This window comes from Microbacterium paraoxydans, from assembly GCF_020524545.1.
Lineage (GTDB): Bacteria > Actinomycetota > Actinomycetes > Actinomycetales > Microbacteriaceae > Microbacterium > Microbacterium paraoxydans_C.
This window is the reverse complement of record NZ_JAIVLG010000012.1, coordinates 48,776-62,793: the sequence shown is the minus strand read 5'-3', so window position 1 is coordinate 62,793 and position 14,018 is coordinate 48,776. Positions and strand designations below refer to the sequence as shown.

At 68.2% G+C, this 14,018-nt stretch carries 9 protein-coding genes; 6 read left to right on the top strand and 3 right to left on the bottom strand.

The genetic code is table 11. From position 1 onward, the window contains the following. The first annotated feature begins 123 nt into the window (after window positions 1-123). On the top strand, window positions 124-792 hold the full coding sequence (locus LC041_RS16955) for an HAD hydrolase-like protein (RefSeq protein ID WP_226534296.1): 669 nt from the start codon (window positions 124-126) through the stop codon (window positions 790-792). Between the two features lie 133 nt (window positions 793-925). Here the strand turns inward: LC041_RS16955 and LC041_RS16950 are convergent, their stop codons facing one another. Further along, the gene (locus LC041_RS16950) at window positions 926-1,132 is read right to left on the bottom strand and encodes a cold-shock protein (RefSeq protein WP_017203899.1); all 207 of its coding nucleotides are present in this window, start codon (window positions 1,130-1,132) and stop codon (window positions 926-928) included. Window positions 1,133-1,674: 542 nt separating this feature from the next. Between LC041_RS16950 and LC041_RS16945 the strand changes: the two genes are divergently transcribed. From LC041_RS16945 to LC041_RS16935, 3 genes are read left to right on the top strand one after another with little or no spacing between them, the layout of a single operon-like run. After that, window positions 1,675-2,499 (top strand): shikimate 5-dehydrogenase, encoded by an 825-nt coding sequence (locus tag LC041_RS16945; RefSeq protein ID WP_226534295.1) that lies wholly within the window; start codon window positions 1,675-1,677, stop codon window positions 2,497-2,499. 32 nt (window positions 2,500-2,531) lie between these two features. Next, window positions 2,532-4,370 (top strand): substrate-binding and vWA domain-containing protein, encoded by a 1,839-nt coding sequence (locus tag LC041_RS16940; protein WP_226534293.1) that lies wholly within the window; start codon window positions 2,532-2,534, stop codon window positions 4,368-4,370. A gap of 7 nt (window positions 4,371-4,377) precedes the next feature. Further along, entirely contained in the window at window positions 4,378-5,391 is a 1,014-nt protein-coding gene (locus LC041_RS16935) for a hypothetical protein (protein WP_226534291.1), read from the top strand. A gap of 118 nt (window positions 5,392-5,509) precedes the next feature. Here LC041_RS16935 and LC041_RS17265 read toward each other — a convergent pair whose 3' ends face one another. Then, on the bottom strand, window positions 5,510-5,644 hold the full coding sequence (locus LC041_RS17265; RefSeq protein WP_256535463.1) for a hypothetical protein: 135 nt from the start codon (window positions 5,642-5,644) through the stop codon (window positions 5,510-5,512). 197 nt (window positions 5,645-5,841) lie between these two features. On the opposite strand from LC041_RS17265, the gene LC041_RS16930 reads away from it, so the two are divergent. Together LC041_RS16930 and LC041_RS16925 are read left to right on the top strand one after the other, a co-directional pair. After that, the gene (locus LC041_RS16930) at window positions 5,842-6,993 is read left to right on the top strand and encodes a calcium:proton antiporter (protein WP_226534290.1); all 1,152 of its coding nucleotides are present in this window, start codon (window positions 5,842-5,844) and stop codon (window positions 6,991-6,993) included. 46 nt (window positions 6,994-7,039) lie between these two features. Further along, entirely contained in the window at window positions 7,040-8,011 is a 972-nt protein-coding gene (locus tag LC041_RS16925) for a methyltransferase family protein (RefSeq protein ID WP_226534289.1), read from the top strand. A 21-nt stretch (window positions 8,012-8,032) separates the two neighbouring features. Here the strand turns inward: LC041_RS16925 and LC041_RS16920 are convergent, their stop codons facing one another. Further along, entirely contained in the window at window positions 8,033-13,993 is a 5,961-nt protein-coding gene (locus LC041_RS16920; RefSeq protein ID WP_226534288.1) for a DUF5979 domain-containing protein, read from the bottom strand. Window positions 13,994-14,018 lie beyond the last annotated feature (25 nt).

The window sequence follows — 14,018 nt, the reverse complement described above, 5'->3', positions numbered from 1 at the left end:
GACATGAGGACCTCTGTCGATCGAATGAGTGTGGTAACCCATATCGATACCGGAGGTCCTCACCTCATTCCACCAGCCCACGCTGCCCACAACCTCCATGGGAAGAACACCTAGGCTGGGAGCATGCCCCACTCCCCCTACTCCTGCGTGCTGTGGGACGTCGACGGCACCATCGTCGATGCGTCCGTCGGCATCCTCCGTCGGCTCAACATCGCGCTCACGCACTTCGGCCACCCGGCGCCGACACGCGAGGAGCTGGTGCACTGGATCGGGCCTCCCATGTTCCAGTCGTTCCAGGAGCAGGCCGGGATGACACCCGAGCAGTCGGCAGAAGCGGTCGCCTTCTACCGCACACTCGGCAAGGCGGACGGGTACACGACGGACGTGACGACCTACCCGGGCGTGACCGACCTCATCAACGAGCTCCACGCCGTGGGCGTCCCCCAGGCGACCGCGAGCTCCAAGCCCGAGAACCAGGTGGACGCGCTCGTCGACCATTTCGGTCTGCGACCGGCATTCCTGACCACCGTAGGCGCGACGCCGGATGAGGCCACGCTCGCGTCGAAGACCGACATCGTCGCCGAGGCGCTGCGCCGCCTGCGCGATCTCGGCGCCGACACCTCGAATCCGGTCCTCATCGGCGACCGGCACCACGACGTCGAGGGAGGCGCGGCCAACGACGTGCCCGTGATCTTCGTCGAGTGGGGCTTCAGCGACCCCCACGAGGGAGACGACGCCGCATTCCGCGTCAGCTCCGTCCCCGAACTGCGTACGCTGCTGCTCGGCAGCTGACCGCGAGCCGGCGGTCAGCGGGCGCGTCGCTCATCGCGCCCGTGCGACCTCATCGCCCGGCAGAAGCACAGAACTCCCCGACGGAGCGCGCTCGTGACGCGCTCCGTGCGGGGAGTTCTGTGTCTCGCCCGTCTCAGACGGGGCGAATGTTCTCTGCCTGCAGGCCCTTGGGGCCCTGCGCCACATCGAACTCGACTCGCTGGTTCTCTTCGAGAGACCGGTAGCCGGATGACTGGATGGCGGAGTAGTGCGCGAAGACGTCAGCGCCTCCGTCGTCGGGGGAGATGAAGCCGAAGCCCTTCTCCGAGTTGAACCACTTGACCGTGCCCTGGGTGCTCATGTACTGCCTGTTCTGCTGGGTAAAAAGCCGACGCAGGGATGCCCCGACACCGCTAACGCTAGTGGAGGAGACCCCGAGGGGAATAGCCGCGGGCAGAAGGTAATCCAAATGTTGCATGAGCGGCACACGGCTGTGATCCGGCAGGCGGACGCGTGGGTGGGACGGGGACCCCGCCCGGAAAATGGTGTGGCCCTCACCGCGGGGGGAGCGATGAGGGCCGAAGACGACCGGAGGGTGCGTCGGAAACAGCCTAGCTTCTTTTCGGAGCCCTTGTCCCCCTTTTGGGGGACAAATCCGAAAAATCGGTGGAGGACGACGATAGCGGCCCCCTCGAGTAGCCCATTGGGGACTGAACTACTCGAGAGGGCCCAATCGCATGCACGGATCGTCTTACCCCTGGGGTGGGCTTTCCGTCTCCTGGGGAGAGACGGGACGATCAATCCCCGTGTGCATGCACCTTCACCATAGGGGAGGAGGGACGATCCCGCCATGGACTCCGTTCCGACGAGAACGGGACGCCGGCGCACGAGTAGCCTGAAACGGTGACGTTGCTCAACAAGGACATGACGCTGTGCATCTCGCTGTCGGCGCGGCCGAGCAACAACGGGACACGTTTCCACAACCACCTCTACGAAGCGCTCGGCCTGAACTGGATCTACAAGGCCTTCGCTCCGACCGACCTCGCACAGGCCATCGCCGGCGTGCGGGGGCTCGGCATCCGCGGGTGCGCGATCTCGATGCCCTATAAAGAAGACGTCATCGCACTGGTCGACCGGATGGACCCGTCCGCCACGGCCATCGACTCCGTGAACACCATCGTCAATGATGAGGGCCAGCTCACGGCCTACAACACCGACTACACGGCGATCGCCCAGCTGATCACCCGCAACGGGCTCGATCCCGCCGCATCGGTGCTGCTGCGCGGATCGGGAGGTATGGCGAAGGCGACGGCTGCGGCCTTCCGGGATGCCGGATTCACCGAGGTCACGGTCGTCGCGAGGAACGAGGAGCGCGGGCGCGGACTCGCCGAGCTGTACGGGTTCGAGTGGCGACCCGACGCCGCCGACACGAGAGCCGACATCCTGGTCAACGTCACGCCCCTCGGGATGGCCGGCGGCCCCGACGAGCACGCACTCGCGTTCTCGGAAGCTGCCGTCTCCAGGGCTTCCGTCGTGTTCGACGTCGTCGCGCTCCCTGCGGAGACACCCTTGGTCACGGCGGGTCGCGCCGCGGGAACGACGGTGATCACCGGGGCGGAGGTGGCGACGTTGCAGGCGCTCGAACAGTTCGTCCTGTACACCGGGATCCGACCGACTGCGGCGCAGGTCCAGGCCGCCGAGGAGTTCATGCGCGCGGGCACGGCGTGATCGCCAGGTCGGTACCTGGGTAGCCTAGGCGCATGAGCGCGCCACGCACTGCACGAAGAGACATCCCTCGGCGAACGAGCGCCGCGCTGGCGACGGCGGCCGTCCTCGCATTGGCGTTGGCAGCGTGCGTGGGCGGGGAAGAGGTGCCGACCCCCTCCGAGAACCAGGGCTTCCCCGACGACGGGTGCACGCATATCGCCATCGCGACGTCCTCGGAGAAGGTCAACATGCTCGACGAGCTCGCGGCCGCCTTCAAGGACTCTCCAGAGCACAAGGCGCTCGACACGTGCGCCACGGTGCGGCCGACGAACGTGTCGTCCGGCAACGCCGCGCGCTACCTCACCGCCGGCGAGGACTGGCCGACCGACGACCGTGCGCTGTGGCCGACGCTGTGGTCGCCGGCATCGACGGTCTGGACCGACCGCGTGAGCGCCGCGACCTCGGCGAACATCGTCGGCTCGCCGGCGTCATTCACACGAACTCCGGTCGTGTTCGGGATGCCCGAACCGATGGCCAAGGCTCTCGGGTGGCCGGACGAGCCCATCAGCATCACCGACCTCGAGGGCCTGTGCCAGGACCCCGACGGATGGGGGACCGTCGGAAAGGACATCTGGGGCGCGTTCAAGATCTCGAAGACCAACCCGAACACCTCGACCACCGGTCTCTCGACGATCCTGATGCAGTCCTATGAGGCGTCCGACAAGAACGAAGGTCTCACCGCTGCAGATGTCGACGCCGCCGCCGACTTCTCGCGCGTGTTCGAGGAGTGCGTGATCCACTACGGCGACACCACCGGCAACGTGCTCTCGACCCTGTACGACGAGACGCAGAACGGCGCCAACGGCTCCGCGTACGTGTCGGCCGTCGCGCTCGAGGAAACATCGCTCCTCAACTACAACAAGGGCAACCCCGACTCCCACACCGTCCAGCCGGGGGAGACGCTGACCCCGCCGAAGACCAAGCTCGTCGCCGTCTACCCGTCCGGGGGCTCGATGTGGTCCGATAACCCTGTCACCGTGCTCGGCGCCGAGTGGGTGACAGCGGAGCAGCGCACCGCCGGTGAGGCCTTCGCCGCCTTCCTGCAGAGCAAGGCGGCCCAGGAGATCCTCCCCGAGTACGGATTCCGTCCGCTCGATGACTCGGTCCCGCTGGGCGACCTGTTCACCGCGACCTTCGGGGTCGACCCGGCTCAGCCCGCTGTGACGCTGCCCAAGCCCGACGTGGATGTGATCTCGACCGCCATCGACCAGTGGACCCAGGTGCGCAAACCCTCCTCGGTGCTGGAGCTGATCGACATCTCAGGCTCGATGGACGAGCCGATCGGCGACGGACGCTCACGCCTGGACGGTGCGATCCAGGGCGCGCAGACGACACTCGACCACTTCCGCTCAACCGATGAGATCGGCGTCTGGGCGTTCACGACCGATGTCGACTCCACGGCAGGCGAGGGTGTCCAGGTACTGCGTCGCGTGACGCCGCTGGGTGCCGACGGCGAGAAGCTCGACTCCTCGCTCGATGATCTCCGGTACGCGCAGCGCAACGGCACGCCGCTGTACGACGCGGTCCTCACCGCGTACGAGGCCATGAGCGAGCGTGCCGAACCCGGACGCATCAACGCGATCGTCGTCCTCTCCGACGGGGAGGACACCGACTCCACCACGTCACTCGACTCGCTGATCGCCAAGATCGGAAGGAGCTCGAAGGAGGGCGGCACCGACGCACCCGTTCGCATCTTCCCGATCGCCTACGGATCCGGTGCCGACACCTCGGCCCTGCAGCGTATCGCCGACGCCACCGGAGGCCAGATGTTCGACGCCTCGGACGCCGAACGCATCGACCTCGTCTTCGCTTCCGTGATCAACAACTTCTGAGGTGGTCATGATCAGCACCACGGCATCCGGCTCCGGCTGGATCGACGACGCGATCGCTGGTCTCGGAGCGGGGGACGTGTACGTGTCGCCCGCCGTTTCCGACAGCTCCGGGATGACCGAAGCGCTGACGGGAGTCGTGCCTTCCGATGGATCGGTCGCGGTCGTGGTGCTGCCGCAAGATGCCGGCATCGACAGCCCGTACAGCACCTACATCCTCGAGAGGCTCGTCGGAGCCGCTGATCAGCCGACCGTGGTGCTCGCGATCGGGGACGACCTCCAGGCCGCCTCCACAACGCTCGCCGCCGATCAGGCCCTGTTCATCGCGAACACGAACGAGACGGCCGCGGACGGCGACACGCAGACCGCGCTCGTCGAGACCGTAAAGCAGATCGTCGACGAGACGCCGTCCTCGCCCGGAGCGGGTGCCGGTGGGGGAGGAGCGGACTGGCTGCTCCCCGTGATCATCGGGGGCGCCGTGCTGGTGGCCGCCGCGGGGACGGCGATCGCGCTTCTCGCCCGACGACGCCGCAGGCCTGATCCCCTGACGGCGGTGGACCCGGTGCCTCCCGGCATCCGCCTCCGGGTGACTCGTCTGCGCGAACTCCGCAGCGACTATGCGAACCTGCCGAACTCCCCGACCGCTACGGAGACGGCGCGCGGCATCGATGCGCTCGCCTCGCACGTCGAGCAGCTCTTCACCCGGCTCGATGCCAAAGCGGAGACCGACCAGATCGCGCTCGCGGAAGCCGAGTACTCCGACAAGCTCGCACGCCTCGTCGCAGCCCTGGAACCCGACTACCTGCTCGATCTGCTGACGCGCCCTGATCTGTGGGACGCCCCGGGCGAGCGCATCGGTGAAGTGCGCGAGGCGCTGACGGGCGTGACGACGCAGATCGTCGACAACATCAAGCAGGTCAACGCCCGCAAGGGGCTGCTCTTCCAGGTGTCGCTGGACTCCCTCATCGGCCGCTCGGAGCTGCGCGATTGGGAACGGCGGTTCCGCCAGAGCTCAGGGGAGTGAGGGTGCGATGAAGACCATCGGCGTGCTCGAATCCGCCCTCGGGAAGGGGGCTTCTCCCTGAGGCCCGGCGGAGGCGACGCGATTCCGGCCCCGTCACCCCCGCCGGGACGGAGTTCACTCAGCCCTTCGCGCCCTTGCGGGGCTTCAGGAACTCGTCTGGTGCGTTCTTCTCGCGCTTGGCCGCACGCTTCTCCTTGAGAGTGAGCTGCGGCGCCTTCTTGCTTCCTCGACCCTGGATGGACTTGCCTGACATGGTTGCTCGCTTCCCCTTCTGTGGCTGGCGTAACCTCTGACCATAGCCCGTTGCCCAAGGAAGTCAAATTTCCTCCTGACCGGGAAATTTTTGCTAGAATGGACCGCGCGATTCACAGCGCTGACGCGCCGTCGCGATCGGGACGACCCGATCGTGATCACCATTCGGGGACGACCCCACCTCGAAGGAGTCCCGCGATGTCACGCACAGAGCTCAGACAGTTGATCAGCGGCACGGACATCGTCCGCATCGTCCTCGGATGGGGTGCCTTCGCGGCCCTCCTCCTGCTGCACCCGGTGTTGGCCGCCCCCGTGCCTGCACCGGTCCTCGTGGGCGCCCTCGGCGCGATCATCGCGGTGATCCTCGTGTGCGCGTTCGGTGTGGTGAAGCAGGCCGAGGCCCTCGCCCATCGACTCGGCGACCCCTACGGCTCGCTCGTCCTGACGCTGTCGATCGTTGTCATCGAGGTCATCCTGATCTCGGCGGTCATGCTCGGTCCTGGCGAGCACGCCACCATCGCGCGCGATTCCGTCATGGCCGTCGCGATGATCATCCTGAATCTCGTGATCGGGCTCGCCCTCCTGCTCGGCGGACTCCGCCACCGCGGCATGGCGCACAACCGCACCGGCACGTCGGCGTATCTGTCGATGCTCATCGTCCTCATCGCGCTGGCCTTCGGCCTCCCGGCCCTCATCGGCACGGACGGGTCTTTCACGACCGCGCAGGAGATCCCGATCTTCCTCCTCACCGTCCTGCTGTACGCGTTCTTCCTGTACCGGCAGATGGGGGCGCAGGCGAGCGACTTCACCGAGGTCGACCCGCGCCTGCTGCAGACCCCGCGGCATCAGGAAGAGACCGAAGCCGGCCGGGGGATCCGTCAGGTCGTGGCCGAGCACCGCACGGAGGTCCTCGTCCGTCTCGCGTTGCTGGTGGTCACCGTCATCCCGATCGTGCTGCTCTCGCACGACATGGCGGCACTTCTCGACGACGGGCTGGGACGTCTCGGCGCCCCGGTAGCCCTCGCCGGGGTCCTCATCGCGGGCATCGTCTTCCTGCCCGAGTCCATCACCGCCGTCCGGGCTGCCCTCGGCGGCGAGGTCCAGCGCGTGAGCAACCTCTGCCACGGCGCCCTGGTGTCGACGGTGGGACTCACCATCCCGGCAGTGCTGATCATCGGGATGTTCACCGGCCAGACCGTGGTTCTTGCTGAATCTCCGGCGAACCTGCTGATGCTCGCCGTCACCCTGCTGCTCTCGGTGACGACCTTCGCCGCCCGTCGCGTGACGGCGATGCACGGAGCCGCACACCTCGTGGTGTTCGCCGTGTATCTCGTCGTGCTGTTCAGCTGAGCCGTCGCCTCCCGGTCGAACGGACGGTCCACCTAGACTGGCCGCTGTGACGGCGACCCAGCGACCATCGGCGTCCACCCCGATCAACGCCGCGACCTGGGGGCGCCTCTACTTCGCCTTCCAAGCCGTCGCGGGCACCGCCTGGTGGGTCGCGGTGTTCACCCTTCCGGCCGTGCGCACCGCGACGCTGGGCGGGCTCGACGTCGGGATCGTCGCTGCGCTGGACATCCCGCTCTTCGTGATCGCGTCCGCCCTCATCGCATGCGGGCTGCGGAAGGCCGTCTGGGTCGCGGCGCCCTGGACCGTGCTGGTCACCGTCGGAATGGCCGTGTACGCCACGGTGACGGCGACCGCGGGCTGGGGAGCCCTGCTGATGGTCGCGGCGGCGGCGGGGTCGACGGCTGCCGCAGTCGTCCTCCTCCTCGGACGCGTACCGTCGGAGTGGCTGCTGGTCGGGCCGTTCCGGTTCCGCCCGGCTCCGGAGGCCAGTGCCAAGACGCTCGTGTCCAAGACCACGCTCCAGACGCTCGTCTTCTCGGGGACGTTCCTCGTCGCGCTGCCTGCGGTCATCGCGGGCATGGAGTGGCGCTGGGGACTGCAGCTCGTCTTCCCCCCTGCTGTACGCGTCGGCGGAGCCGTCCTGTTCGCCGCGGCGTTCGCGCTCTCGACCTGGTCGTCCACCGCGATGGCCGTGCAAGGGGCCGGGACACCGCTGCCGTCGTCGACGCCCCGCCGGCTCGTGATCTCGGGCCCGTACCGCTTCGTCCGCAATCCGATGGCGATCGGCGGGATCGCTCAGGGCGTGGCCATCGGTCTGATGATCGGCTCCTGGCTGGTGGTCCTCTATGCACTCAGCGGCTCCCTCGTGTGGAACGCGCTGGTCCGCCCGCTCGAGGAGGCCGATCTCGAGGACCGATTCGGTTCGGCGTTCCGCGCCTACCGCGACCGGGTCTCGTGTTGGATCCCGCGACGACCGCTCCCCACGTCCGCAGACGCGGGAACACGGTCCGGCGCCTGACCACGCTGCCCCGCTCGGATGCTACGCGGTTCTGAAACGCCGCCGACCGATCAGGAGACCGCCCGCGAGGAGGAGCAACACTCCGATCCCGGCGAACAGGGACGCGGAAGGCCCATCGAGCCCCGTCGACGGCAGGCCGCCGCCACCGCCCGGATCCGGTTCCGGCGGCAGGACGGGATACACGTTCGTGATCGCGGCGATCTGGGAGAACGGCGGTTCCGCGCCGTCGGTGGCCGGTGTCGTGATCGTCACGGTCTGACCGTCGTTGATCCGGGATCCCTCGCCGAACGCGCCCACTGCTCCGGTCTCGGACACCTGGCACACCGACCCGAGGGGGAGTCCGTCGAGACGCGCTCGCAGGTCGTTCGCACTGGAGACGCGGAGGATGCCGTCGTCCGGGAGCACCAGCGGAGCCCCGGCGACCGTGCACTCGACCAGGAACTCGAAGGCGACGGGCGCCCGGTCGGCGTCACCGGCCACGACCTTCTGCACCCCGAGATCGCCGTCCAACAGCGTGACGCCGGCCTGGACAGGGGCCACGGAGTACTCGCGTCCGCCTGCGTCGGTCCCCACGGCGCCCATCTGGTTCCACGCGAAACCGCCGGCGTCGGGAACCGTGATCGGGGCGAGGTCGGGGTACGCGGTCGACTCCGGGACGTTCCGCGTCTCGTAGTGCAGCGCGAGCACTTGACCCGGCGCGAAGGAGCCGGCCACAGTGGCGGTGAAGTCGATCGTGACCCGGATGCCGGTGACCTCCTCCCACGCTCCCGCGTACGAGAGCACCGGCACCCAGGTGGCGGTGGTGTCGCAGAGCAGATCCCCGAACCACGCCGAACTGGAGCCGGTCCCGACGCACGGCGACGCGGACGTCGTCACGTCGAGCGACACGGTCGCTCCGGCGGGGAGGAGGTTCGCGGCGAGCGACTCCGGGAGGAGCACCGGGTCGAACGTGCTGTTGCGCGCGGCGCCGGTCGCGAGCATCCGGTCGCCGATGCGCGGCAGCGGATCGACGATCGACACGGTCTCGAAGCCGACGGTCCCGCTGTTCACGACGGAGAGCCGCCAGTCGTCCGTCGCGCCGACCGCCGTGTAGGCAGCGCACGGCGTACGGGTGTAGCCGTCCGGATCCAGCGGGCAGGCGGCGTCGGGGTTGTTCAGGTTGACCTGACCGTCGACCAGGTCACCGTCGACCTCACCCTTGACGTACTTGTATGCGGCGAGAGATCCGCCCGGCGACGGCTGCACGTAGTTCGTCGTGCCGCACTGGTCGGGGTCGAGGTCGGGCACGATGCCCTCGCCGTTCCCGGACGTGTTGGTGCACGCGGTGAGCTCCTCATCGGTGGTGACGACGAAGGTGTTGGTCGTGAAACCGTCGAGAGCGAGCCCCGGAGCGAGCACGAGATTCACGGTGATCGTGAACACCTCGCCGGGAGACATCCTGTCACCGCCCTCCGGCCAGGTGAACGTCACGTTCTTCCCGGTGTCGTCGATCAATGCGGACACGTCCGTCGACAGCGTCCCGCCCGCAGAGGTCTGATAGATCGGCGGAGAGAAGTCCCAATCGAGGTACTCGGGGAGCGTGTCTTGAAGCTGGTCGATCGTCAGGAATCCGGTCCCGGTGTTCGTGAACTGCAGCGTCCACGGCAGGCTCGCTCCGATGGAGACGACGTGACTCGATCCGGGCTGCGACTTGACGACGTCGATCTCGTGCGTACCGGGGTCGATCGCCAATTCGGCGTCGGCGTGCGCATCTGCGTCGGCGAACAGCCCATCGAGCCTCTCGCTCACGACCGTCGCCGCGTTCGGCAGCGTGGACGGCAGCGCGAGCGCGGATCCGTCGCGCTGGGTCGTCAGCACGATCACGTCGAAGGCGAGCTGCGCGGTCCAATCCTCCGGAGGGGCGGTGCGTGAGAAGACCTCGCCGGCGGCGTTGCGGAACACCGCTCGGAGGCCGACGATCTGCGCCGGATCGGTACCGGCGGGGAGCGCTGCGGTCGCCGCGAACGCACCTTCCACCCAGCTGGAACCCACGAGCGCATCGATCCGCACCTGATCGGCGCCCGCGGGCAGCACGGTGGTCAGCGCCGGGTCGGAGGCGAGCTGCACGCCGTTCCAGAAGTCTTCATCCGCATCGGTGATGGTCACCTGCTGGGTCGCTGCGGTCGACGCGCCATCCGTCGCCTCCAGCGTCACGGTGACGGGGTCGTCGAGCTCGGTCTCGAGGATCGCGTCCGGATCGATGGTCTTCGCGAGCGTCGCGTCGAGCAGGGCGCTGACCAGCACCACGGTGTCGTTCGCGGTGTCGTTGGGCGTCGATGCACTTCCCGACGGCGTCAGGACGGGGTCGTAGGACTGGGCGATGACGTCGTTGGCGACAGTACCCGGTTCGACGAGCTGGGCTGCGTTCGAGCGTTCGTACTGGCGCACCTTGGTGACGATCTCGATGCCCAGATCCTCCCCGGCCCGGATGCTGCCGCCCTCGGTCGCGGGATCGATGCCGTGGAAGACCACGCCGACGCCGACGACGGTGGCAAGCTCACCGACGGCGAGCGCTCCCGCGTCGGTGATCGAAAGCGTGCGGGTGGAGAGTGTGCCATCCGTCGCGCGGTCCCAGAGGGTCACGGTCGATGCGGCCGGGTCGACCTGATCGGCCGGGAAGGTGAATGCGAGCGACTGCACGTCGAGGTGCTCGTAGGGGTTGGTGTCCGGGTCGTAGTCGGCGCCGTCGAAGGGGTCGTCCGCCCAGGCGTCCGGCGGGCTCACGCACTGCTCGGCAGCACCCGCAGCGCAGGGGATCGGGTCGGTCAGCCGGATATAGGAGGCGCGGGCGGTGCTGTCGTTCCTGGCCGTGATGTCGAACGTCACGTTCGGGTAGTTCGCGGGATCGACATCGGCCGACTCGGGGATCGTGACCGTCGCGGGTGTGGCGTTCTTCTCCGCCGAGACGAGCGGCGGCTGGTCGATCAGGGTGACGTTGTCCTGGTCGATGTCGCTGCCCGTCCCGGCCGCGGTCGTCCAGTCACCGCGGAGGCTGTTCCAGATGATGCCGGGGTCGGGATCGTTGTAGTTCTCGTCGGCGCTGACCCAGCGGTCGCTCGTCACGGTGTCGTCGCGCACGACGTTGCGCAGTTCCCAGGTGAGGAAGGTGGGGCGGTACTGTCCGACGGCGGATGTGGCCAGACCGGAACCGGGCTCGGGTCGCGTCAGATCCGTGCTCGCCGCGCGCGCGGTGTCATCCGGCTCATAGACCAGACGCACACCCGTCGTCCCGGCGGACTGCTCCGGGGAGAGCGTGTAGCCGAGGAAGCCGTCCGGCCCCATCCACGATCCGCCCGGAGCGGCGATCGGCGTCCACGCGCCGCCGACGAACAGCTGGATCTCGGTGATGTCGTCCCACGCGAGCAGCGGGTCGTCGGCGAGTGTGACGGGGTCGATGGCCAGCAGATCGAAGGCCTGGAAGACCGTCGTTGCTGCGCCGGGCGGGTCGTCCCCCGGAGCGGTCGCCGGATCGGAGAGCGTGAGGCTCTCGACGCCGGGAGCGCCGGTGCGCCACTCGTTGCGTGTGGAGACGATCGCACCCGACTGCGCATCGAGGAAGTCGACATCCGTGATCTTGTCACTCGCGTCGACCCACCGCTTGTTCGCATCGACCCCCTCACCCTCACCGGTGGCGGGAGTCTGGACACCGATCGTGTCCTGGTCGGTGACGACGTCGCTGTCGATGCCGTCCGGGAGCCCGTCGACCTCGCCGTGGCTCTGTGCACTGGCCTCGTTCTCGTAGACGGTGGGCACCTGCGCGGACTGCTCGTCTTCGGGATCGTCTCGCGGATCCGTCGGGCCTGTGCCGTCGCGGAGGTCGGATCGCGCCTCGAACACGACGTTCGGCACGACGCTGAACCCCTGAGGGAAGCCGTCCGGATTGTCGAAGGTGAAGCGCACACCCGTGACATCGGACGGCACATCCGGCGGAGTGAGCGCAGCGGCGAACTCCGCACGGCTCATCTGGAACGTCGCCGCCGTCGCGCCCGTGCTGACGGTGGCGAGCGTGACCCACGACCCGTCCGGCCGCTGGTACTCGGCAGTGGCGGTGGTGTTCGGCGGAACCTGGGTCGGCGCGATCGCCACGACGTCGAAGGCGTTCCAGAAGTCGTCGGTCTGGCCCTCTCGCCACGTGTCCTCCACGACGATCTCGGTCGAATCGACCTGTGCGACGCCGGTCTGGGTGGTCGCGGTCAGGCTGGCGACCACACTGTTTCCCGGCTCGACCGCCCCTCCCGGCGTGATCTGCTTGTCGAGCGTGACACCGATCTGCGGGTAGTAGACCCCGATGTCGTCGGAGGCCTCGCTGTCGGCGGTTCCCACGTCGTTCGTCGCCGTGACGTCGATCGTGTTCGTGCGCTGATGCGTCGGTTCCGCCTCGCTGACGAGCGACAGGCCGGGCTCGATCGCGACATCGACGGTCGCCACGGTGGTCGCCGGGATCTGTCCCGTGAACTCGATCGCGAAGCCGGTGACCGTGCCCACCGGTGGGATGGGCGTCTCACCGTCCACGAAGGCGATGGGCGCCTGCGCGGTGCCGTCGATGTACCAGGTGATCGTGCCCCCGGTGGCACCCGTCGGATAGTCGATGCCGGAGGGGAAGCCTCCGAAGACCATGTCGGCGTCGAAGAAGTCGAGGTCCGAGATCGTCAGACTCTGCACCGGACCGTTGGACGTGTTGGTCGCCGTCAGCTCGGCCGATGCCTCTCCGCCGGCCGCGAGCTCGCCCGGGGTGATCGTCTTCCCGGCGAGGACGTCGACGGTCAGGGGTCCTATTTCGTAGGGAGCCGTCGCATCGTCGCTGGCCGTCGCGCCACCCGGGGCGTTCACGGTCGAAGTGATGTCATTCGTGACCGCGTCACCGGTCGCGAGCGAGCTCGCGTCGTTGCGGTCCGTCTCGCGCTGTCCCACGGTGAAGCCGGTCGAGGCGGCGGCATCGGAGGCGATCGTGCCGCCGGCATAGGTCAGCCGGATCCCACCGACATCCTCGGGCGCGACGCCTGCGGGCAGCTCGGGCGTCGCTCCCGGAGCGCCCGGCTGCCAGCCCCAAGTGCCGGCTCCGTCGTCGTACACATAGACATCGACCTGAACGGTGGTCGCGTCCGGTGGCAGGGTCGTGGCCCCGAAGCCCTGGAAGTCGACGATGCGGAACGGATTGTCCGCGCCAAGGGTCGCCGCCCCGTCGACTGCGCTCGTCGGTTCCTGGATCACGAGCGAGTCACCACCGATGTTCGACTGGTTCTGCGCACCCACCGTGATGGTCGAGGTCACGCCGGGGTCGAACTGCTGCGATGCCGGGGTCCAGCTCTTGCTGGCCTCGACGCCGATGACGGTCTCGACGGTGACGACCGCGTCCGCACTGTCCTGGATGGTCGCAGGAACGTCACCGGGGCCGTTGTCCCAATCGGCCGTCGCGGTGTTGGTGACGGTGTCGCCGTTGTACGCCCAATCGGCCGGAAGATCCAGCGGCGCACGCAGCACGACGCTCAGCTTCAGGGTCCCGCCCGCTTCGAGCCCGATCCCGCCGTCCACCGGTTGCTGGAAGACGACCTGGACCGTGCAGTCGTCGCTGACCTCGACCGGCACGCCGCCTTCTTCGACGCACCCGGTCGTCGTCGCGGTCAACGGGAGCGTGGAGGGCGTGTACGAGGAGCCGACGAACTGGAAGCCCGCGAACTCGGCGGGCAGTGTGTCCGTGAGGACGACGTTGAGGCAGTCCACATCGTCACACACCAGGTCGACCGTGTAGGTGAACTCGTCGCCGGGTTGGAGGGAATCCTGCGTGTCCAGGTCGTCGACGCGCTTGTCGATCCGCAGGGACGATTCCGCGGCCTGCGCGGCGAGAGGAACAGCCAGTCCGGCCCCGACGAGGCCGAAGATCGCGACGAAGGCGACCAGGAAGCGGCGCAGCCGGTGATCAGCGGGCCGAGATGTCATGGACATGGAGCTCGTTTCGTGGGGAAGCCCC